This is a genomic window from Paraburkholderia sp. CNPSo 3281 (genome assembly GCF_024206515.1).
GTDB lineage: Bacteria > Pseudomonadota > Gammaproteobacteria > Burkholderiales > Burkholderiaceae > Paraburkholderia > Paraburkholderia nodosa.
Window position 1 is genome coordinate 141,186 of sequence record NZ_JAMBPS010000006.1, and the last position, 20,704, is coordinate 161,889.

At 63.8% G+C, this 20,704-nt stretch carries 19 protein-coding genes; 8 read left to right on the plus strand and 11 right to left on the minus strand.

Going from position 1 to position 20,704, the window contains the following annotated elements:
* Positions 1-2: 2 nt before the first annotated feature.
* The 6 genes from M3I56_RS09540 to M3I56_RS09565 all read right to left on the minus strand — a co-directional run bounded on the left by M3I56_RS09540 (position 3) and on the right by M3I56_RS09565 (position 6,741).
* Entirely contained in the window at positions 3-1,154 is a 1,152-nt protein-coding gene (locus M3I56_RS09540) for a polyamine ABC transporter ATP-binding protein (protein ID WP_254353592.1), read from the minus strand.
* A 250-nt stretch (positions 1,155-1,404) separates the two neighbouring features.
* On the minus strand, positions 1,405-2,526 hold the full coding sequence (locus tag M3I56_RS09545) for a polyamine ABC transporter substrate-binding protein (protein ID WP_254353593.1): 1,122 nt from the start codon (positions 2,524-2,526) through the stop codon (positions 1,405-1,407).
* A 75-nt stretch (positions 2,527-2,601) separates the two neighbouring features.
* Positions 2,602-4,044 carry an aspartate aminotransferase family protein gene (locus tag M3I56_RS09550; protein ID WP_254333121.1) on the minus strand — a complete coding sequence of 481 codons (1,443 nt, stop codon included), beginning with the start codon at positions 4,042-4,044 and terminating at the stop codon, positions 2,602-2,604.
* An 18-nt stretch (positions 4,045-4,062) separates the two neighbouring features.
* Complete coding sequence (locus M3I56_RS09555) at positions 4,063-5,397, minus strand: glutamine synthetase family protein (protein ID WP_254353594.1); 1,335 nt, start codon at positions 5,395-5,397, stop codon at positions 4,063-4,065.
* Positions 5,398-5,428: 31 nt separating this feature from the next.
* Positions 5,429-6,238, minus strand: coding sequence for a gamma-glutamyl-gamma-aminobutyrate hydrolase family protein (locus M3I56_RS09560; RefSeq protein ID WP_254353595.1), 810 nt, complete (start codon positions 6,236-6,238; stop codon positions 5,429-5,431).
* Positions 6,239-6,516: 278 nt separating this feature from the next.
* Entirely contained in the window at positions 6,517-6,741 is a 225-nt protein-coding gene (locus tag M3I56_RS09565; RefSeq protein WP_233271840.1) for a hypothetical protein, read from the minus strand.
* Positions 6,742-7,186: 445 nt separating this feature from the next.
* Between M3I56_RS09565 and M3I56_RS09570 the strand changes: the two genes are divergently transcribed.
* Both M3I56_RS09570 and M3I56_RS09575 read left to right on the plus strand, forming a co-directional pair.
* Positions 7,187-7,738 (plus strand): cupin domain-containing protein, encoded by a 552-nt coding sequence (locus M3I56_RS09570; RefSeq protein WP_028202752.1) that lies wholly within the window; start codon positions 7,187-7,189, stop codon positions 7,736-7,738.
* Between the two features lie 80 nt (positions 7,739-7,818).
* A complete protein-coding gene (locus tag M3I56_RS09575; protein WP_028202751.1) occupies positions 7,819-9,309 on the plus strand; it encodes an aldehyde dehydrogenase in 1,491 nt (496 codons plus the stop codon).
* A 19-nt stretch (positions 9,310-9,328) separates the two neighbouring features.
* Here M3I56_RS09575 and M3I56_RS09580 read toward each other — a convergent pair whose 3' ends face one another.
* Complete coding sequence (locus M3I56_RS09580; RefSeq protein ID WP_254333113.1) at positions 9,329-9,772, minus strand: MarR family winged helix-turn-helix transcriptional regulator; 444 nt, start codon at positions 9,770-9,772, stop codon at positions 9,329-9,331.
* Between the two features lie 233 nt (positions 9,773-10,005).
* Here M3I56_RS09580 and M3I56_RS09585 point away from each other — a divergent pair, with 233 nt between their 5' ends.
* The 3 genes from M3I56_RS09585 to M3I56_RS09595 all read left to right on the plus strand — a co-directional run bounded on the left by M3I56_RS09585 (position 10,006) and on the right by M3I56_RS09595 (position 12,772).
* Complete coding sequence (locus M3I56_RS09585) at positions 10,006-11,493, plus strand: DHA2 family efflux MFS transporter permease subunit (protein WP_254353700.1); 1,488 nt, start codon at positions 10,006-10,008, stop codon at positions 11,491-11,493.
* Positions 11,494-11,562: 69 nt separating this feature from the next.
* Positions 11,563-12,504 carry an AEC family transporter gene (locus M3I56_RS09590; protein WP_254353596.1) on the plus strand — a complete coding sequence of 314 codons (942 nt, stop codon included), beginning with the start codon at positions 11,563-11,565 and terminating at the stop codon, positions 12,502-12,504.
* 64 nt (positions 12,505-12,568) lie between these two features.
* Complete coding sequence (locus tag M3I56_RS09595; RefSeq protein WP_254353597.1) at positions 12,569-12,772, plus strand: glycine zipper 2TM domain-containing protein; 204 nt, start codon at positions 12,569-12,571, stop codon at positions 12,770-12,772.
* 53 nt (positions 12,773-12,825) lie between these two features.
* Here the strand turns inward: M3I56_RS09595 and M3I56_RS09600 are convergent, their stop codons facing one another.
* The 3 genes from M3I56_RS09600 to M3I56_RS09610 form a co-directional block, all read right to left on the minus strand.
* Positions 12,826-13,671 carry a carbohydrate ABC transporter permease gene (locus tag M3I56_RS09600; protein ID WP_254353598.1) on the minus strand — a complete coding sequence of 282 codons (846 nt, stop codon included), beginning with the start codon at positions 13,669-13,671 and terminating at the stop codon, positions 12,826-12,828.
* Positions 13,668-14,573: a carbohydrate ABC transporter permease gene (locus M3I56_RS09605; protein ID WP_254333111.1), complete on the minus strand. Its 906-nt coding sequence runs from the start codon at positions 14,571-14,573 to the stop codon at positions 13,668-13,670. The genes M3I56_RS09600 and M3I56_RS09605 overlap by 4 nt, the downstream gene beginning before the upstream one ends.
* Positions 14,574-14,757: 184 nt before the next feature.
* Complete coding sequence (locus M3I56_RS09610; protein WP_028202744.1) at positions 14,758-15,990, minus strand: ABC transporter substrate-binding protein; 1,233 nt, start codon at positions 15,988-15,990, stop codon at positions 14,758-14,760.
* 348 nt (positions 15,991-16,338) lie between these two features.
* Between M3I56_RS09610 and M3I56_RS09615 the strand changes: the two genes are divergently transcribed.
* From M3I56_RS09615 to M3I56_RS09625, 3 genes are all read left to right on the plus strand, one after another.
* Positions 16,339-17,121 (plus strand): SDR family oxidoreductase, encoded by a 783-nt coding sequence (locus M3I56_RS09615; RefSeq protein ID WP_254353599.1) that lies wholly within the window; start codon positions 16,339-16,341, stop codon positions 17,119-17,121.
* A gap of 64 nt (positions 17,122-17,185) precedes the next feature.
* Positions 17,186-18,247, plus strand: coding sequence for an ABC transporter ATP-binding protein (locus tag M3I56_RS09620; protein WP_254353600.1), 1,062 nt, complete (start codon positions 17,186-17,188; stop codon positions 18,245-18,247).
* A 76-nt stretch (positions 18,248-18,323) separates the two neighbouring features.
* Positions 18,324-19,235, plus strand: a complete 912-nt coding sequence (locus M3I56_RS09625; protein ID WP_254353601.1) for a MurR/RpiR family transcriptional regulator — start codon at positions 18,324-18,326, stop codon at positions 19,233-19,235.
* Positions 19,236-19,238: 3 nt separating this feature from the next.
* Here the strand turns inward: M3I56_RS09625 and M3I56_RS09630 are convergent, their stop codons facing one another.
* On the minus strand, positions 19,239-20,687 hold the full coding sequence (locus M3I56_RS09630) for a cytochrome P450 (RefSeq protein ID WP_254353602.1): 1,449 nt from the start codon (positions 20,685-20,687) through the stop codon (positions 19,239-19,241).
* Positions 20,688-20,704: the final 17 nt, after the last annotated feature.

Sequence of the window (20,704 nt, forward strand, 5' to 3'; positions counted from 1 at the left end):
CCTTACTGCGTGAGCACGACGCCGCTGGCCGGGGACCAGGACACGTAGACATCGTCGTTCCAGGCGGGCGCACCCTCGTTCATGAGGTGCGAACTGGAGAGGTTCGAGACGATCACCTTGCCGCCCGGCAGACGCACGTGATAAAGCGAATAGCTGCCCATGTAGGCGACATCCGTGACCACGCCGCGCGCCCAGTTGTGCGGCGTGCCTGGCTTTTCGCGCGTCACGCGCACGCGCTCCGGCCGCACCGAAATGCCGACGGGCATGCCGAGCGGGCCGCTCACGCCGTGGCTTACGTACATGCGCGTTTCGAGGTCTTCACTTTCCACGAAGATGTGATCCGGCTCGTCCTCGACGACCTTGCCTTCGAACAGGTTGGTCGAGCCGATGAACTCGGCCGAGAAACGGCTGTTGGGGAATTCATAGACTTCGCCGGGCGATCCGATCTGCACGATGCGGCCTTCGCTCATCACGGCGAGGCGGTTGGCCATGGTCATCGCCTCTTCCTGATCGTGCGTGACCATCACACAGGTGACATCGACTTTCTCGATGATGTTCACGAGTTCGAGCTGGGTCTTCTGGCGGATCTTCTTGTCGAGCGCCGACATCGGTTCGTCGAGCAGCAGGAGCTTGGGGCGCTTCACGAGCGAGCGCGCCAGCGCCACGCGCTGCTGCTGGCCGCCGGAAAGCTGATGGGGTTTGCGCTTCGCGTAGCGGCCCATCTGCACGAGGTTGAGCGCGTCGGCCACGCGCTCGCGAATTTCGTTCTTCGGCACGCCTTCCTGCTTGAGACCGAACGCGACGTTCGACTCCACGCTCATGTGCGGGAAGAGCGCATACGACTGGAACATCATGTTGACGGGGCGGCGGTACGGCGGCAGCAACGCGAGGTCTTCGCCATCGACGAAGATGCGGCCCGACGTGGCCGTTTCGAGGCCCGCGAGCATGCGCAGCAAGGTGGACTTGCCGCAGCCCGAACTCCCGAGCAATGCAAAAAGCTCGTTCTTGGCGATGTTCAGGCTCACGTTGTCCACGGCGGTGCTCTCGCCGAACTTCTTGACGATGTTTTCGATGCGCACGAACGCATCGTTCGTTGCCGGGGTCGCGTCGGCGCGCGGCGCTTCTGGAGCGTTGACTTTAGACGTCGAATTCATGATCTGACCTTGGTTCCTTTCTGATCGCAGTACACGTTTTTCAGGCGCGAGCCGGCTCGCACGGGGCGCTGGCGCGACTCGCGATTAGTACTGCGAACGGAGCTCGGGAAAGGCTCGCGCGCGTCGTCAAAAATGGGGGGCGGCGCCGCGCGGCCTGACTTCGGAATTGCGCACTTCAGGCGGAGAGGGGTCGAGCGATCCCTCTTCCGCGTCGTCTCCTTCTTGTTTCCTTCAGGGGGGAATCAGCGTGTCAGCGGCCGGTCTTCAACTGGGCCCACAGACGGTTTTCAAGGCGCAGGATGTCAGCCGGCATCGGCTTCATCAACGTCATCTTCTTGAGCACGTCTTCCGGCGGGTACACCGTCGCGTCCTGCGCGACTGTCGCCGTGACGAACTGGCGTGCGGCCTTGTTCGCCGTCGGGTAGAACACTTCGTTGGTGATTTGCGCGTTGACCTTCGGATCCGAGATGTAGTTGATCCACTTCATCGCATTTTCGGGGTGCGGCGCATCCTTGGGCACGACCATCACGTCGAACCACAGCAGGCCGCCTTCCTTCACGTTCGAGAACTTGACGTCATACGAGCGCTTGGCTTCCTCGGCGCGGCGGTGCGCGATGCCGACGTCGCCCGACCATGCCACGGCTACGCAGATATCGTTGTTCACGAGGTCGTTGATGTAGCCCGACGAATTGAACTGGGTGATATACGGACGGACTTTCTTCAGCACTTCAAACGCGGCCTGATAATCCGCGGGGTTCGTGCTGTTGGGGTCCTTGTGCATGTATTGCAGCGTCGCTGCGAACACGTCCACGGCCTGGTCGAGGAACGACACGCCGCAGCCCTTGAGCTTCGAGAGATTTTGCGGATCGAACACGAGCGCCCAGCTATCGACCGGCGCATTCGGCCCGAGCGCCTTTTCCACCGCCTGCTTGTTGTAGCCGATGCCGTCGGTGCCGAACGCCCAGGGCACGCCGTACTGATTGCCCGGGTCGGCATCGGCGATCATGTGCATAAGCACGGGATCGAGGTTCGCGAGGTTGGGGATCTTCGACTTGTCGAGCTTCTGGTATACGCCGGCCTGGATCTGCTTGGCCATGTAATTCGATGTGGGCACAACGATGTCGTAGCCCGAGCTGCCTGCGAGCAGCTTGGCTTGCAGTGTGTCGTCGCTATCGTAGTTATCGTACTTGACCTTGAGGCCCGCTTCCTTTTCGAAGTTCGGGATCGTGTCTTTCGCAATGTAGTCGGACCAGTTGTAGACGTTCAAATCGCCGTCGGCCGCGTGCGCAGTCTCGCTGGAAATGGCCGTGAGGCCTGCACACGCTGCGAGGGCCGCGATCGCGACCGCATGACGAAGATGACTAACACTCATGTTGCTTTCCCCTGAAGATGAAGATCGGCGGGAGGCCCAGCACCCCGTTGCGCCGCCCGCCGTGGACAAGTCGCGTTAAGAAAGACCCAGTTGTTGCGCAGTAGCGTCGACGGCCTTCTTCGCCTTCGACACGATTTCATCGATCTCGCCGCGCGTGACGACGAGCGGCGGCGAGAGCAGCATGCGGTCGCCCGTGGCGCGCATGATGAGGTTGCCGTTGAAGCAGAAGTCGCGGCAGAGCGTGCCCACATCGCCGCCATTCGCGAAGCGCTTGCGCGCCTTCGGATCTTCGGCGAGCTGCAGGCCCGCCACGAGACCCGCGCCCGAGATGTCGCCGATGATCGGATGATTGGCGAACGTCTCGCGCAGGCGCTGCTGGAAGTACGGGCCGGTGTCGTTCTTCACGCGCGTGACGATGCCTTCGTCGCGCAGCAGCTTGAGGTTCGCCACGGCCACGGCGGCGGCGACCGGATGCCCCGAGTACGTGAGGCCGTGATTGAAGTCGCCGTTCTCGATGAGCGCCTTGGCGATGCGGTCGTGAATGCCCACTGCGCCCATCGGCACATAGCCGCTCGTGAGGCCCTTGGCCATCGTGATGAGGTCGGGCTCGAAGCCGAAGTGCTGATGCGCGAACCATTCGCCGGTGCGGCCAAAGCCGCCGATCACTTCGTCGGCGCAGAGCAGGATGTCGTACTTGCGGCAAATGCGCTGAATTTCCGGCCAGTAGGTCGAGGGTGGGAAGATCACGCCGCCCGCGCCCTGGAACGGCTCACCGATAAAGGCGGCCACGTTCTCCGCGCCCACTTCGAGAATCTTCGCTTCGAGCTGCTGCGCGCGCGCGAGACCGAATTCCTCTGGCGACATGTTGCCTTGCGCTTCGCCATAGAAGTACGGCTGGTCGATGTGCACAATGTTCTCGACCTTCGAGGGCATCTGCTCGTGCATGTAGCCCATGCCGCCCAGCGTACCGCCTGCAATGGTCGATCCGTGATACGCGTTCCGGCGCGAGATGACGACCTTCTTCGAGGGCTTGCCTTGCGTGAGCCAGTACTGATGCACAATGCGCAGCACCGTGTCGTTGCCTTCGGAGCCGCTGTTGCAATAGAAGAAGTGGTTGAACGGCTCGGGCGAAAGCTGTGCGAGCAGTGCCGACAATTCGATGACCGGCGGGTGCGTGGTCTTGAAGAACGTGTTGTAGAAGGGCAGTTCCTGCATTTGCTCGTATGCGGCGTCGGCCAGTTCCTTGCGGCCATAGCCCACGTTCACGCACCAGAGCCCGGCCATGCCGTCGATGATCTGGTTGCCTTCCGAGTCCCACAGGTACACGCCTTTCGCCTTCACGATCACGCGGCTGCCCGTCTTGTTGAGCGAGCCCATGTCCGAAAACGGATGAATGTGATGCGCGGCGTCCAGCGCGCGGTACTCGCTCGTCGAGCGCGTCGTTCGGCTGGATTGGGCGCGTAGCGTCGTCGGCACTTCCTGCAGCGCGCTGGCGGGGGCGTCGATTCGATAGCTCATTGCTGTGTCTCCTTTCGTTTACACGTGCAGCAGCAGGTGCTTGCGTTCCCACGAACTGATCACGCGGAAATACGCTTCGTATTCGGTTTCCTTGAGCGCGAGGTAGGCGCGCACGAACTTCTCGCCAAGGATGTCCTTGAGCGGCTCGCACGAGCCCATCAGCGTGAGGCCTTCTTCGAGGTTGCGCGGCAACTGGTAGGGCAGCGAGTAGCCGTCGCTCACGAGCGGCTCGGTGGGCTTGAGGTGCTGCGTCATGCCCAGATAGCCGGCGGCCAGCGTGCCGGCGATCGCGAGGTACGGGTTGGTGTCCACGCCGGGAATGCGGTTTTCCACGCGGCGCGCGGCCGGCGAAGAATACGGCACACGGAAACCCACAGTGCGGTTGTCGTAGCCCCAGGCCACGTTGATCGGCGCGGCCATGAAACGCGAAAGGCGGCGATACGAGTTGATGTACGGCGCGAAGATCGGCATGAGTGCGGGCGTGTACTTCTGCAGGCCCGCGATATACGCATAGAACATGTCGGTGGGCTTGCCATCCGAACCCGTGAAGAGGTTCTGGCCGCTTTCCGCGAAAACGAGGCTCTGGTGCACGTGCATGGCCGAGCCCGGTTCGTTCTCCATGGGCTTCGCCATGAAAGTGGCGTACATGTGGTGGCGCAGCGCTGCTTCACGCACCGTGCGCTTGAAGAGGAACACGCGGTCGGCGAGATTGAGCGGATCGCCGTGCATGAAGTTGATCTCCATCTGCGCGGCGCCCACTTCGTGAATGAGCGTATCGACTTCGAGGCCCTGAATATCGCAGTACTCGTAGATGTCTTCGAAAAGCGGGTCGAACTCGTTCACCGCTTCGATCGAATAGGCCTGACGGCCCGTTTCCGGACGGCCCGTACGGCCGATGGGCGGCGCGAGCGGAATATCCGGATCCTTGTTCATATCGACGAGATAGAACTCGAGTTCCGGCGCGATCACCGGCTTCCAGCCCTTCGCGGCATAAAGGTCGAGCACGCGGCGCAGCACGCGGCGCGGCGAGATCTCGACCGGCGTGCCGTCGAAATGCACGCAGTCGTGAATCACTTGTGCGGTGGGATCGATGGCCCACGGAATGATGCGGATCGTCGAGGGGTCGGGCACACACACCATGTCGGGGTCGGTGACGCCGGTAAGGCTCCCGTCTTCGGGGTAATCGCCTGTCACGGTCTGGATCATCACGGCTTGCGGCAAGCGCATCGACTCGCCCGATTCGAACTTGCTGCGCGGGATGATCTTGCCGCGCGCAATGCCCGCCATGTCGGGGATGATCGCTTCGATTTCGGTGATGTGGTGCTTTTTCAGGAATTCGTCGATTTCATGCATGATGGTTCTCTCTGTTCTGTATGGGCCGGCATCAGGCGTGGGCGGTGCGCGGCGCGTGCGCCACGTCGTGTCCGGCCCCGCCCGGTATTCGGGCCAGCATGTGGTTGCGGCAGGCTTCGCCGAACGCGTGGAAGATGGCGATGGACAGCGCGTCGTCGGCATATTTCCATTCGGGGTGCCACTGCACGCCAAGCGCGAAGCGCTGCGCGTTCGCGACGCTCACGGCTTCGATGAGGCCGTCGGGTGCGAAGCCTTCAGCCACGAGGCCCGCGCCCAGCCGTTCGATGCCCTGGCCGTGCAGCGAATTCACGCGTGCTTCGCGCGCGCCGCCCGCAAGCTGCTGCAGCACACCGCCTTCCACGAGCTTCACCGCGTGCGCCGGACCGTATTGCGTGTCGAGCGGATCGTCCTTGTTCTCGCGGTGGTCGTCGTAGCGGGCAACGTTGTGCACCTGCTGGTGCAGCGTGCCGCCGAACACCACGTTCATCTCCTGGAAGCCGCGGCAGATGGCGAGCACCGGCACGCCAGCCTCGATCGCGGCGCGCATGAGCGGCAGCGTGGTGGCGTCGCGAGCGGGGTCGTGCAGCGTGCCGCTCTCGCTTGCCGGGCCGCCATAACGATGCGGCTCGACGTTCGAATAGCTGCCTGTGAAAAGCAGTCCATCCACGGCTTCGAGAATGTCGGCCGCAGCCTGCCGCTCGCCCAGGGCGGGCAGCACGAATGCGAGCACGCCTGCTCCGTCCACAGCCGCGGCGATGTACTTCTCGCCGGCAACATGCGACGCGTGCGGTCCCATCATCGTGCGGTCGGCAGTAACGCCAACTACTGGTCTGGTTCGCATGACTAATGATTCGCTTGCTTGCCCGTGCGCGGTGTGTCGGCGCTACGGGCGTGACATGACCTTGCAGCCTTGCGGGACGCAAGGCTGCAAACCCTGTGTGCTCCGCGCAGCGGCGCTAACGGATGGCGCTGCGCGTGGAGATCATGTAGGCGGTTCGTTTCTTGCCGTTGTGAGGCGCGACGGTGTTCAGGCGTGCGCAGCCACATCGCGAAGGCGTGACAAGACACTTCGCGAACCAACGACGGCGAAGAAAACGAACGGCGCGGGAAGGAGAGGCGCTAGGGCAGAAGCGACGCGACTTCGTCCGTGTGGACGGCAATGAAGGCGCGTGCGGAGACCGAGTTGTGACGCCGCACAGAGCGGCGGGAAAGGATCGTGAAGACGGACAGGAACAGGCGAGAGGCAAGCCTGCCGCTACTGCCGTCGGCGATGGCGGAGCAGTCACTGCGAAGACACCTCGCATGACTACGATCCCACCTCACCAGAGGGCCACGGACTCTCACAATAACACTCGACTGGTTGCGTTGAAAAAGACGTCTGGTTAAAGCATTCGAGGTCGTCAATATGAGTGAGGCGTTAAACATTGAACGACATCGATGTATTGCTTTCCAAACTCAGCCGACTCGCTATGTTTCTCGCATAAAACGCGGTTTTTGCGTTGCAACGCGGCAGAAACGATGCAGTGTTCGACCTGTAGTCCAGCATATACGAGCCAAAAAGGGCGTCAATTATTTTTTCAAGTTTTTGATGTCAGCACTTTCCCCGACAGCCCTTTGAATTAGCACGCTGTGCGAAATATCGGCTCCTGCACTTATATTTCGAATAACTTACAGGGGTTTGTACTGACGCAAAATAAAGCAAACTGATTAGAATAATCAACACGTCCACCGCGCCCTGTCCACGCGGTCTCACCCCCAACGGTCCTTCATCGTGTCCGAGTCCGCTTCTGTGTCGTCCGAAGTCGCCACGCGCCTGCGCTATGTTCGCAAACGCTATGGCTTGTCGCAGCGCGAACTCGCCAAGCGCGCGGGCGTGACCAATGGCGCGATCTCGCTGATCGAGCAAAGTCGTGTCAGTCCCTCTGTGGGCTCGCTCAAGAAGCTGCTCGAATGCATACCGATGAGCCTCGCCGAATTCTTCACATTTGACCTGACCGAAGGGACGGAGGTCGTGTCGCGGCGCGGCGAAATGCCGAACCTCGGCAACGAGTCGATCGAGTTCTATCTGGCCGGCGCGAATGTGAAGGACCGCAACATGGGCATCATGCGCGAGGTCTATCAGCCGCTTGCCGATACCGGCCCTGAAATGCTGGTGCATGCGGGGCACGAAGGCGGCGTGGTGGTCGCCGGGCAACTCGAACTGACCGTGGAGAGCACGACGTGGCTGCTCGACCCCGGAGACAGCTACTACTTCGAAAGCCGCTTCCCGCACCGGTTTCGCAATCCGAGCGCGAACGAAGTCTGCGAAGTGGTGTCGGCCAATTCGCCGCCCACCTTCTGACTCCCTGATCGCGCGAACCCGTTTCACCTGACGCCGCGTTGCGGCGTGCAAGGTGGATCGCAAATCATTGAGGCATCCTGATGGAAAAGAAAACTTTGGCTTACTGGCAAGACAAGGCCGCGACGCTTTCGATCGAAGGCCGCGCATTCATCGACGGCGCGTATCGCGACGCGTATTCGGGCCGCACGTTCGATTGCGTGAGCCCGATCGACGGCCGCGTGCTCGCGAGTGTCGCCGATTGCGGCGCAGCCGATGTCGATGCCGCGGTCGGCGCTGCTCGCCGCGCGTTCGGCGCAGGGGTATGGGCAGGCCTGAATCCGCGTGCGCGTAAGGCCGTGCTGCTGCGCTGGGCCGCGCTCATGCGCGAGCATCTCGACGAACTCGCGCTGCTCGAAACGCTAGACGCAGGCAAGCCGATTGGCGACACGACGACCGTGGACGTGCCGGGCGCGGCTTATTGCGTGGAATGGTTCGCCGAAGCCATTGACAAGGTGGGCGGCGAAGTCGTGCCCGCCGATCATCATCTCGTGGGCCTCGTCACGCGCGAGCCCATTGGCGTGGTCGCCGCCGTCGTGCCGTGGAATTTCCCGATCCTGATGGCCTCGTGGAAGTTCGGACCCGCGCTCGCGGCGGGCAACAGCGTCGTGCTCAAGCCTTCGGAGAAGTCGCCGCTCACGGCCATTCGCGTGGCGCAACTCGCGCACGAGGCCGGCATTCCGGCGGGCGTGTTCAACGTGCTGCCGGGCGGCGGGGAGCCCGGCAAACTGCTCGGCCTGCACCGCGATGTGGACTGCATTGCGTTCACGGGCTCGACGAACGTGGGCAAGCAGATCATGCAGTATGCGGGCCAGTCGAACCTCAAGCGCGTTTGGCTGGAGCTGGGCGGGAAGTCGCCCAATATCGTGCTGCACGATTGCCCGGATCTCGACCGTGCGGCGAGTGCGGCGGCGGGCGCCATCTTCTACAACATGGGTGAAATGTGTACGGCGGGCTCGCGCTTGCTGGTCCATCACGAGATCAAGGACGTATTCCTTGCGAAGCTCGTCGAGGCGGCGAAGGCCTATAAGCCTGGGAATCCTCTCGATCCCGAGGTGTCGATGGGCGCGATCATCGACAAGATTCAGCTGGAGCGGGTGCTGAGCTATATCGAAGCCGGCCGCAAGGACTCGAAGCTGCTGACCGGCGGCGAACGTGTGAATGCCCAAGGCGGCGGCTTCTACGTAGAACCCACGGTGTTCGATACGCATCACGACACGAAGATCGCGCGCGAGGAAATCTTCGGGCCGGTGCTGTCGGTCATCACGTTCAGCACGATCGACGAAGCGGTGCGCATTGCCAACGACAGTGACTACGGGCTCGCGGCTGCGGTCTGGACCGCGAACCTCACGCACGCGCATGAAATTTCGCGCAGGCTGCGTGCGGGCACGGTGTGGGTGAACTGCTACGACGAAGGGGGGGACATGAACTTCCCGTTCGGCGGCTTCAAGGAATCCGGCAACGGCCGCGACAAGTCGTTGCACGCGCTCGAAAAGTACACGGAACTCAAGTCCACGCTCGTGCGCCTGCGCTAACGCGCGTTATCGCATCGAGTTACCGCTCCACCAGCGCGCCGAGATTGGCGCGCACCCGCTGAAGCATCGCGCTGAACTGCTCGGCTTCTTCAGGCGTGAAGCCCGCCAGGGCTTCCGCCTGGACTTCGTCGCCCACGCGGCGTGCGCCCGTGAGCACGCCTTCCGCCTTGGGCGTGAGGCTCACCAGCCATTCGCGACGGTCGTCCGGGTTGGGCGTGCGCGCGACCCAGCCGCCTTCTTCCATGCGCTCGAGCAGTCGCCCCGCGGAAATGGGCGCCACTTCCAGCAGTTCGGCGAGTCGCGCCTGGTTCATGTCGCCGTAGTGCGCGAGGTACGCGATCATGCGGCACTGCGCGCGCGTGAGTTCGAGCGACGACTTCGCAAGCTCGTCGTAACGTTTGCCATAGAGCCGGCCCACGTCGACGACCAGGAAGCCAAAGCGCTTTTCGAGGTCGGTAGTCATCGCCCGATTATACGGGCGGGCGGCGTGCGCCTTCTCGCGAGCGTCCTCTGCCTGGCGATACCGATTGCGTCGGCGGGGGCGAGTCGTATAATAAGCAGGCTTATTAATTCGGCACGCTCCGCCCCCAATCAAGATAGCCGCAAGACAACCGCACGATGACCGCAGTCATGCAGGACGGCGCCGCCGCGCAGCATCGGGCGGGGTCGGGCAAGGAAGCCCCGCTCAATCGCGGCATGATCACGCTCTCGATCATGCTCGCCACGCTGATGCAGACGCTGGACAGCACGATCGCCAATGTCGCGCTGCCGCACATGCAGGGTACGCTGTCTGCCTCCCAGGACGAGATCACCTGGGTGCTCACCTCGTATATCGTCGCGGCCGCCATTGCGACGCCGCTCACCGGCTGGCTCGCCGACCGCTACGGCGTGAAGCGGTTGCTGGGAGTCGCGATTGCGGGCTTCACCGTGGCCTCGGCGCTATGCGGGCTTTCCGAAACGCTCGGCGAGATCGTCGCTTCGCGGCTGTTGCAGGGCGTGTTCGGCGCGTCGCTCGTGCCGCTCTCGCAGTCCATTCTTCTTGACATCAATCCGCGCGAGCGCCAGGGTCAGGCCATGGCGGTGTGGGGCATGGGCGTGATGGTCGGCCCCGTGCTAGGGCCAACGCTCGGCGGCTGGCTTACGGATAGCTACAACTGGCGCTGGGTGTTTTTCATCAACGTGCCGGTGGGCCTGTTCGCGTTTTTTGGCGTCTCGACGTTCATGCCCGCGCGTGTGCCGGGCCGCACTCAGCGCTTCGACGTATTCGGCTTCGCCACGCTCGCGCTTGCCATCGGCGCGCTGCAGGCCTTGCTCGACCGCGGCGAGCAGCTCGACTGGTTCGGCTCGCTGGAGATCCGCATCGAGGCGCTGGTTGCGGCCATTGCCTTTGCGTTCTTCATCGTGCATACGGCCACCTCGGGGCCCGGCACGTTCTTTCGCTACCAACTGCTCAAGGACCGCAACTTCGCGACGGGCACACTCTTCATCTTCGTGATCGGCGCGGTGCTCTACGCCACGCGCGCGCTGCTGCCGCCCATGCTGCAGAACCTCATGGGCTATCCGGTCGCCACTACGGGGCTCGTGACCGCGCCGAGCGGCGCGGGCACCATGGTCGCCATGCTGATAGCGGGGCGCGTACTGAAACGCGTGGACGCGCGCGTCATGCTGTTGTTCGGCTTCATGGTCTCCGCGTACGCGCTTTGGCAGATGATGCAGTACACGCTGGTGCTCTCGCCCTCGGATATCGTGTGGCCGGGCGTGGTCCAGGGCTTTGGCCTCGGCTTCGTGTTCGTGCCGCTTTCCGCGCTGACTTTCTCGACGCTGACACCGCAACTGCGCGCGGATGGCACGGCCACCTATAGCCTCATGCGCAACATCGGCAGCAGTATCGGCATTTCGATCGTGCAGACATTCGTCACGCGCGGCACGCAGATCGCACATTCGGACCTCGCCGCGAACATCACGCCGTTCAATCCGGCGGTTCAGCAGATGCTCGAAAGCGGTTCGCGGTACGATCTCGCCGTGCTCAACCAGTCGATCACGCAGCAGGCTCAGATGATCGCGTATCTGAACGACTTCAAGATGATGTTCGTGGCGACGCTGCTCGTGATTCCGCTGCTCTTTCTGATCCGCACCGGCCCGAGCGCCGCCACCGTCGATACGAGTCACGCGGCGATGGATTAGCGAAACTGTTCGTCCTCCGTTTCACTGTGGCGCGCGGCATGTCCGCGCGCTTTGCATTCACGAATCACGATGTTTTCTGCCGTCTCCATTCTCCTGCCGGTTTTCGGCCTCATTTTCGCGGGCTTCGCCTGCCGTCGCACGAATGTCCTCGGCCCCGCCGCGGCTTCTGAGCTGAACCGCTTCGTCGTGTGGCTCGCGCTTCCCGCGCTGCTCTTGGATATCCTTGCGCACGCAACGTGGCACGAGCTTTATCAGCCGGCGTTCGTCGCCGCGTTCGGTCTTGCCGGGCTCGCCGTGTTCCTCGCCGTGGTGGGCGCGCGCGTGTTCCTCGGCCGCCCGCTCGCGGATGCGAGCATCGACGGGCTTGCCGCCGCGTATCCGAATACCGGCTACGTGGGCTTCCCGCTGTGCATGATCGCATTCGGGCCGTCGAGCCTCACGCCCACGACCATCGCGACGATCCTCGTGGTCTGCGTGCTGTTCGCCATCGCGATCGTGCTGATCGAAACGGGGCTGCAAAGCGAGCGGCGTCCGCACCGGCTTGCCATCAAGGTCGTGCGCTCGCTCCTGCGCAATCCGCTGCTGGTTGCGCCGGCGCTGGGGGCGATCGTTTCGGCCGCGCACGTCACGCTGCCCGCTAGCGCGGAAACGCTCCTCAAGCTGCTGGGCGGTGCGGCGAGCCCGTGCGCGCTCGTCAGCCTCGGGCTCTTTCTCGCCGAACGCCGCGCGAGCGGCGAGGCGCCGCGTGAGTCGTCGTGGTGGCTCACGTTCTGCAAGCTCGTTGCGCAGCCGCTGCTTACGTGGTGGCTGGCCGATCGCGTATTCGGGCTGCCCGACCAGTTCGTGGAAATCGCGGTGTTGCTCGCGGCGCTCCCCACGGGCACCGGCCCGTTCATGCTCGCCGAGTACTACCGGCGCGAAGCGCACGTGACTTCGCGCACCATTTTGCATTCCACACTCGGTTCGCTGGTTACGCTCACGCTGATTCTGCTGCATCTGCACCACGGCTGAAAGCCGGTCGAGGCACGATGCTTGCTGGCATGAAAGCCACTACCATCGATCAGGAGAATCGACGATGAACTGGCTACGACGCTCAAGCGCCGCGCGCGCCTCACTCGTCATCACCGTCGTGCTCACGGTTGCGGGCACGGGAGCTTGCACGCTGGGCGGCGCCGCCGCGGGCGGCTATGTCGGCAACCGGGCCACCAACGGCAGCGCGGTCGGCACCGTGGGCGGCGCCGTGGCCGGCGGCGTGATCGGCCATGAACTAAGCAAGTAGGCGCAGCGCGCGCACGTCAGGACGTTGATGCTGCGCCCGCGCGCGACTTCCCGTTACTTCACTGCGCCTAGCGCGAGTCCCTTCACCATGTAGCGCTGCAGCCAGGCGAACACCACGGAAACCGGCAACGTGGCCGCGAGCGTCGCCGCCATCACGAGCTGCCACTCCACGGTGTACTTGCCGGCCACCATGTCGGTGACCTGCACCGTAAGCGTCTTGTTCTCGGGCGAGCGGATCAGCGTGTAGACCACGGCGAACTCATTCCATGCGCTGATGAACGTGAAGATCGCTGTGACCACCACGGCCGGCACCGCAAGCGGCAGGAACACGCGGAACACGGCGCCCGTGCGGCTGCAGCCTTCGAGCCACGCCGATTCTTCGAGGTCGCGCGGCACGGTCTGGAAATACGACGAGAGCATCCATACGGCAAACGCGATATTGAACGCCGCATACGAGACGATCACGCCGATCTTCGAATCGATGAGATTGCCATCGCCGTACGGAATCATCGCGGCGAGCCGGAACAGGCCGACCACGAGCAGGATGGGCGAGAGCATCTGCGTGACGAGCAGGAACTGGCGGTAAAGCCCGCGCCCGCGGAACGGAAAGCGCGCGAGCGCGTAGGCGGCTGGCAGGCTTACGGCCAGCGCAAGCGCCGTGGAAAGACAGCTCACCACAATGCTGTTGCGCAGCGCGACGCCGAAGTTGGCGGCCTGCCACATGTCGACATAGTTCTGCCAGCGCCACTGCATCGGCAGCCAACGCGCCGGATAGACGAACACTTCCGAAGCCGGCTTGAACGAGGTGAAGAACATCACCGCGAACGGGAACAGCACGGCCACGACGAGCGGCGAGAGCGCGAGCCAGCACCAGATCGAGCGTTTGAGCTTGCGGTTCATGCCAGGTCTCCTTCGGCGCTGCCGCGTTTTGCCTGCAGGCGCAGGTAGACCACCGAGAATGCGAACAGAATGACGAGCATGATGAGCGAGACGGCGGCGGCTTCGCCTGGTCGCCCTAACCGGAAGCCGAGTTCGTAAAGGTACGTGACGAGAATATGCGTGCTGTCGTCGGGGCCGCCTTGCGTCATCACCCAGATGATCGGGAACGAGTTGAACACGTAGATCACGTTCAGCAGGATTGCCATGTTGATGAACGGCTTGAGCAGCGGCAGCGTGAGCTGGCGGAACTGTTGCCAGGCGCTCGCGCCGTCGATGCGCGCGGCTTCGTAGATATCGCCCGGCACCGAGGAGAGGCCGCCCAGCAGGATCGTGGTCGTGAAGGGTATCGACACGAGTATGCCCACGCAGATTTCCACCGGGAACGCATACTCGGGCGTCGCGAGCCAGTGGATCGGCCCGGAAGTGAGGCCGAGGCGCTGCAGCGTGACGTTGACCATGCCGTAGTCGTCGTTGAACGCCCAGCGCCAGACCACGGCCGTCATCGTGAGCGAGACGGACCACGGCAGCATGACGATCGTGCGCGCAATGCCGCGGCCATAAAAGTCCTGATTGAGCACGAGCGCGACTGGCACGGAAATCCCAACAGTGCCCACCACGACGAAGAATGTCCAGATCAGCGTGTTCCTCAGGGCGCTCATGAACACCGGGTCGCCGAACACGTTGTAGAAGTTCTGCAGGCCGCTGAAGTCGCGAATCTGTCCGAAGCGCGAGACATCGTGCAGCGACTGATACACGATGTTGAAGATCGGATAGCTGATGATGAAGAGCGCGAGCACGAGACTCGGCACGATCAGGAGCCAGGGCGCGCGGGGCGCGGAAACGGCGCGGGGTTGTCGGCTCATGCGGGTTCGTGCGCGTGATCGGTCGGGGGCATCGCCGGCCGGTGCTGTGGCGGGCGAGGGCTTCAGGGGACCCGTAGTCATGTCGAATCGTCAGTGCTTCGAAACGTCGGTTCTCAGGCGCTCCGGCGCGCGCCGGAAACTTCGGGCGCGCGCCGGTGTTGCCATCAAGGCTTGTTTGCCGAACTTACTTGCCGAGCGACTTGTTCGCTTCGGTGGCCGCCTGGTTCAGCGCATCGGCGGGCTTGGCCTTGCCGAGGTAGACCGATTGCATGGCGTTGGTCACGGCCTTGGCGGTGTCTTCCCAGCCCGTCACGGTCGGCGCGAACTTCGCATGCGGCAGGAGCGCGATGAACGCTTGCGTGTCCGGGTCCTGGAACACCGGGTCGGTCGCTTCAGCCTTCGTGGTCGGGAGGAAGCCTTCCGTGCTCGTGAACTGCACGCGCGGTTCCTTCGTGAACAGGTAGTCCAGGAACTTCCAGGCGCTCTTCTTCACCTTGGAGTTCTTGAACATCATGATCGAGTCGGTCACCGCGTAGGTGGCGGGCGTCGTCGCAACCGGGATCGGGTCGATGCCGTACTTGATGTTCGGTGCTTCCTTCTTCAGCTGCTTGGCGAGGAACGGCGCCGAGATCATCATCGCCACGCGGCCCTGCTTGAAGAGGTTCTGCACGTCTTCACGGCTGTAGCCCGTCACGCCCGGCTGCGTGAGACCTTCGTCGATCATGGTCTTGTAAAGCGTCGCGGCCTTCACGCCAGCCGGCGAGTTGAATGCCGCCTTGCCGTCCTTGCCCACCACCTCGCCGCCGTGGGTCCACAGCGCGTAGTAGAAGTACACGTCGGTTTCGATTTCCTTGCCTTGCAGACCGAAGCCCGCAATGCCCTTCGCCTTCAGCTTCTTCGAGGCGTCGATCACGTCGTTCCAGGTCTTCGGGCCGTTCGGATAGCCGACCGAAGCGAGCATGTCCTTGTTGTAGTACAGCGCGCGGGCCGAAGCGGCGATCGGCAGGCCGTAGGTCTTGCCGTTGATTTGACCCGGAGCCAGGAACGGACCGATGAAGCGGCCCTTGAAGTTCGCGTCCATGTACGGGTCGAGCGGCTCGGCAATGTCGTCCTTCACGAAGTCGAGGAGCCAGCGCGTGCCGATGATCGCGAGGTCGGCGTTCGCGCCGCCGGAGATGTCCGTTTGCAGCTTCTGTTGCAGCGAGTCCCAGTTCACGTCTTCGATCTTGATCGTGATGCCGGGGTTGGCGGCCTCGAACTGCTTGGCCATTTTCTCGAAGTACGGAGCGGTGGCGTCGCTGTAGTGGGCGACGGTCACGCGGACCGTATCGGCGTGCGCCGCGGCGGTGATGCCGGCAAACGCTAGCGCGACGGCGAGCTTGCCGAGCATGGTGGTTGCACGTGCCTGAAACGACATTCTCTTTCTCCTGTGTCGATGGGAATTGGCGCTTTAGCGCTTAGTCCCATCCCATGCGGGTTGTTGTTGCTGGTGGTTGTTCCTGCTTATGCCGCCGCCTTGACCCGGCTGCTGGGTTGCGTTGTTTGAAAAAATCCTACAGGATGAAAAAAGTGTTGTCACCTGGTAAACGCGATATTGTTTCGAGCGCCGAATTTTGCATAACATGCTGTAAAACAGGGGAAATTCATGCGCTGCAGCAGCGCGGCTCGCTCGGTATAAACCCGCATACGGGCAACCGCGTGCCATTCGTATGTAGGAAATTTTCAGGCTCTCCGGGAGGACTGGCGGGCCGCACGGAGAGTCGATATGGGCCGGGTGGTGCTGGTGACGGGCGCGAGCGGTGGCATAGGTCGCGCGCTGTGCAAACGGTTTCTGGAAGCGGGCGACACGGTGCTCGCGCTCGATCGCGATGCGGCGGGCGTGCAACAACTCGCGGCGGAGTTGGGCGAAGCGGGCGCGGCGCGCCTCGAACCGCTCGCCGCCGACGTGAGCGATCAGGCCGCCGTGATCGCAGCCGTGGCGCGCGGCGTGGCGGCGCGCGGCCCCGTAGACGTGGCCGTGGCGAACGCGGGCGGCGCGCTCGGTACGACGCTCGCGCATACCGACGCCGCGAGCTGGCGGCGCGACATCGACCTGAACCTGAACGGGACCTACTACACGGTCGAAGCCGTGCGCGCCTCGATGATCGAGCGCCGGCGCGGCGCGCTCGTGCTGATCGGCTCGGTGAACGGCCTTTCGGCGCTCGGCCACCCTGCATACAGCGCGGCGAAGGCGGGCCTCGTGAGCTACACGAAGGCACTCGCCATGGAACTTGGGCCGCACGGCATACGCGCGAACATCGTTTGCCCGGGCACGGTGAAGACGCCCGCGTGGCGCGCGCGTGTCGAGCAGCATCCGAAGATCTTCGAAGAACTAAGCAAATGGTATCCGCTCGGCGACGTGGCCACGCCGGAGGACATCGCCGACGCCGTGCAGTTTCTCGCCTCGCCGCAGGCGCGCGTGATCACGGGCGTGGCGCTACCCGTGGACGCGGGCCTCATGGCGGGCAACCGGATGATGGCGAACGAGCTGACGCTCGATCCGTTCTGAGGCGCGCACCCGGCCGCGCACCCGACATTTCGACCTGAAAAGACTTCACGCAAACGAGGACAGCATGGCAGCGGTACAACTGAACGGAATCTACAAGCGCTATGGCGACACCCAGGTCGTGCACGGCGTCGACCTCGATATCGAAGACGGCGAATTCGTCGTGCTCGTCGGCCCCTCGGGTTGCGGCAAGACCACGGTGATGCGCATGATCGCCGGCCTCGAAGACATCTCCGGCGGCGACCTGACCATCGGCGGCACGCGGGCGAACGCGCTGCCGCCGCAGCAGCGCAATATCTCGATGGTGTTCCAGAGCTACGCGCTCTACCCGCATCTCTCGGTGTACGACAACATCGCGTTCGGTCCGCGCATTCGCAAGGAGCGCGAGAATGGTTTCAAGCCGCGCATCGAAGCTGCCGCGAAAATGCTCAACCTGTCGGGCTACCTGGAGCGCCTGCCGCGCGCGCTCTCGGGCGGCCAGCGCCAGCGCGTCGCCATGGGCCGCGCCGTGGTGCGCGAGCCCGCGCTGTTCCTCTTCGACGAGCCGCTTTCGAACCTCGACGCCAAGCTGCGCGTGCAGATGCGCACCGAAATCAAGGCGCTGCACCAGCGCCTGCGCAACACGGTGGTGTACGTCACGCACGACCAGATCGAGGCGATGACGATGGCGGACCGCATCGTCGTGATGAACGCGGGGCGCATCGAACAGATCGGCCGCCCGCTCGACCTTTACGACAAACCGGGCAACCTGTTCGTGGCGAGCTTCCTCGGCTCGCCTTCGATGAACTTCGCCGTTGGCACGGTGATGAGCGACGCGCGCGGCACGGCGCTCGTGCTCGAAGACGGCGTGCGTATCGCGCTCCCGGAAGGCAAGGCCCAGGCGGGCGCGCGCGTGACGCTCGGCGTGCGGCCCGAGCACATCGAGGCAGGCGGCGACGTGCCGTTCAACGTCGACGTGATCGAGCCGACTGGCGCGGAGACCCACTTGTACGGGAAAATAGGCGAAACGACATGGTGCGTCACCACGCGCGCGCGCCCGGACGTTTCTCCGGGCCAGCGCATGACGCTAGGTTTGCCTTTGGCGCACCTGCATCTGTTCGATACTGAAAGCGGCAAGCGGCTCGATTGAAGCGGAAGCACGCATCGAAACTGGATAGCGGGCCCTCATGTGAGCAGACCCTAGTATCTTCCACGGGAAAAACAGCTTGCCGGTCTCCAACCTGATCCATCACATCCGCAATGTCGCGGAGTCGCTGCGTCCCGCCGAGCGCAAGGTCGCGGAGATGGTGCTTGCCGACATCGACTTCGCCATGCGCGCGAGCATCACTGAACTCGCGTTGCGTGCGGACGTGTCTGAGCCCTCCGTCACGCGCTTTTGCCGCGCGGTGGGCGCGCACGGCCTGCGCGACTTCAAGATGCGGCTCGCGCAGAGCGCGGCGGGCAACGTGCCTTTCGCGCTTGCCACGGAGATGACGGGCGGCGAGGCGAGCGGCGCCGGGTGGGCCGGCGAGGTCGGCACCCTGCTCGACAAGGTGACGGAGTCGGTCGTGCAAGGTGTGACCCATGCACGCGCTTCGCTCGATACGGCCGTGTTCGAGGCTGCCGTCGCGGCGCTCTCCAGCGCGCGGCGCGTGTACTTCTTCGGCGTGGGCGCAGGGTCGGGGCTCGTTGCGCAAGACGCGGCGCTGCGCCTGCTGCGACTCGACATCGCCGCGAGCGCGTTTACGGATGCGCATTTGCAGCGCCTCTACGCGGCGCTGCTCGAACCGGGCGACGTGGCGTTCGCGATCTCGCAGTCGGGGCGCAGCGTGGAAGTGAACGAGAGCATTCAGATCGCCAAGGAGCGCGGCGCGACGACCATCGCGCTCACGAGTGCGGGTTCGCGTCTCGCGTGGGTGGTGGATATTCCACTGTTGCTGCGCGTGCCCGCCGCGAGCGATGCGCACGCGCCCGCCGTGGTGCGCATCGCGCATCTCGCGGTGCTCGATGCGCTCGCGCTGGGCGTGTCGCTCGGGCTCGGGCCCAAGGCGCTTGCCAAGATGCGCGACGCGCAGGCGCGCAGCGACGGCGCGCCCGACGATGCTTCCGCGGTCGGCACACCCGAGGACGGCCGTTGACGCTTAGGCGAACGCGGTGCCTTTGCGCGGCTTGAGCTTTATCGGCATCGTATCCGGCACCATCGTAAACGCCTGTACTTCCTGAATCTTCGCGGGATCGATCGCCAGTTCGATCGTAAACGACTGCATCAGCATCGAGAGCGCGAGACGCATTTCCACCGTCGCGAGATGGCGGCCGGGACATACACGCGGTCCTGCGCCGAACTGCAGATAAGCGCGCACGTCATGGGCTTTTCCATCATCGGCTTCGCGTTCGCCGCGTTTCATCCAGCGCCACGGATCGTAGCGCTGCGGATCGGCAAAATGCCTGGCGTCGAGCATGGCAGGGCGCGCGACGAAGAACATGCGCGTGCCCTTCGGCAACGCCACGTTGTCCACCACCACGTCTTCCAGCGGCTCGAACGAATGTACCGACGCCACCGGGCGCAGACGCGTGGCCTCGATACAGATCGCCTCGAAAATATCGAGGTCTTTCAACGTCGCGTAGTCGGGGCAGACCGTCGAACTGCCGAGCACGCGAGAGGCTTCGTCGCCGAGATGCTGCTGCAAGGCCGTATCCGCGGCGAGATAGGGCAGCGTCCACGCGATGGAATCGGCGGTCGTGTCTTCGCCCGCGATCAGGAGCGTGAGCACGTTTGCACGGATCTGCGCGTCGCTGATGGACGTCCCGCCTGGCGCCTGCTGCTGCGCGAGCATCGCTTCGAGCAGATTGCGCGGCGCATCCGCTGGGTCGTCGCGCATGCGCTCGCGAGCGCGCGCCATCATCGCGTTCACATAGCGGTGCACTTCCTCGAGCGAGCGCTCGAGCTTGCGGTCCGCCGGCAGCTTGACATATCGCCAGTACGGAAAGAGTGCATTGGTGCGCCTCATCACGCCCGGCAGGATGCGCTCCAGGTGTTCCTGAATCACGCCGTGATCGCGCTCCAGCGTGCGCGGATCTTCGCCGAACGCGAGCGCGCTCGTCACGTCCACCGTGTAGCGCTTGAGGTCGTCGGTCATCTCGACGGTTTCGCCGCGCTCGGCCGCACGTTGCCAGCGGGTGTGAAGGCGCTGCGTGATATCGGCCAGCGTGGGGTAGAACGCCTTGATGTTGGGTATCGAGAGCGCCTGCATCACGAGCTTGCGCTGCGGTTCCCACGCAACGCCTTCTGCCGAGAAAAGGCCGTTGAAGCCCATCTCCTCGAACACCGCTTCGATCGGCTGATAGCGGCGGAAGCGATGCGGGCGCTCGCGCATGATCTGCTGGATTAGCTCGGTATCGGTCCAGATCGTGATGGGGATGCCGCCCACCTGGAAGCGGTAGGGCGCGCCGAGTTCGGCGGCCCATTGCTCGAGGATCAAATGCAGACGCGGCGGCGAAAGCTGCAGCAGATTGCCGACGAGCGGCAGGCCGCGTGGGCAGGGCAGGTCGGCGATCTGGCGCAACGCTTGTCCGGCGGATGCCGTGCTCATAGGCAGGTTCTCATTGG

Excerpts from the sequence above, each read along its gene's own strand:
- M3I56_RS09610 (WP_028202744.1), bottom strand. The coding sequence starts at position 15,990 with ATGTCGTTTCAGGCACGTGCAACCACCATGCTCGGCAAGCTCGCCGTC.
- M3I56_RS09605 (WP_254333111.1), bottom strand. The coding sequence starts at position 14,573 with ATGAGCCGACAACCCCGCGCCGTTTCCGCGCCCCGCGCGCCCTGGCTC.
- M3I56_RS09545 (WP_254353593.1), bottom strand. The coding sequence starts at position 2,526 with ATGAGTGTTAGTCATCTTCGTCATGCGGTCGCGATCGCGGCCCTCGCA.
- M3I56_RS09630 (WP_254353602.1), bottom strand. The coding sequence starts at position 20,687 with ATGAGCACGGCATCCGCCGGACAAGCGTTGCGCCAGATCGCCGACCTG.
- M3I56_RS09540 (WP_254353592.1), bottom strand. The coding sequence starts at position 1,154 with ATGAATTCGACGTCTAAAGTCAACGCTCCAGAAGCGCCGCGCGCCGAC.
- M3I56_RS09595 (WP_254353597.1), top strand. The coding sequence starts at position 12,569 with ATGAACTGGCTACGACGCTCAAGCGCCGCGCGCGCCTCACTCGTCATC.
- M3I56_RS09550 (WP_254333121.1), bottom strand. The coding sequence starts at position 4,044 with ATGAGCTATCGAATCGACGCCCCCGCCAGCGCGCTGCAGGAAGTGCCG.
- M3I56_RS09555 (WP_254353594.1), bottom strand. The coding sequence starts at position 5,397 with ATGCATGAAATCGACGAATTCCTGAAAAAGCACCACATCACCGAAATC.
- M3I56_RS09620 (WP_254353600.1), top strand. The coding sequence starts at position 17,186 with ATGGCAGCGGTACAACTGAACGGAATCTACAAGCGCTATGGCGACACC.
- M3I56_RS09590 (WP_254353596.1), top strand. The coding sequence starts at position 11,563 with ATGTTTTCTGCCGTCTCCATTCTCCTGCCGGTTTTCGGCCTCATTTTC.
- M3I56_RS09585 (WP_254353700.1), top strand. The coding sequence starts at position 10,006 with ATGATCACGCTCTCGATCATGCTCGCCACGCTGATGCAGACGCTGGAC.
- M3I56_RS09580 (WP_254333113.1), bottom strand. The coding sequence starts at position 9,772 with ATGACTACCGACCTCGAAAAGCGCTTTGGCTTCCTGGTCGTCGACGTG.
- M3I56_RS09575 (WP_028202751.1), top strand. The coding sequence starts at position 7,819 with ATGGAAAAGAAAACTTTGGCTTACTGGCAAGACAAGGCCGCGACGCTT.
- M3I56_RS09600 (WP_254353598.1), bottom strand. The coding sequence starts at position 13,671 with ATGAACCGCAAGCTCAAACGCTCGATCTGGTGCTGGCTCGCGCTCTCG.
- M3I56_RS09560 (WP_254353595.1), bottom strand. The coding sequence starts at position 6,238 with ATGCGAACCAGACCAGTAGTTGGCGTTACTGCCGACCGCACGATGATG.
- M3I56_RS09615 (WP_254353599.1), top strand. The coding sequence starts at position 16,339 with ATGGGCCGGGTGGTGCTGGTGACGGGCGCGAGCGGTGGCATAGGTCGC.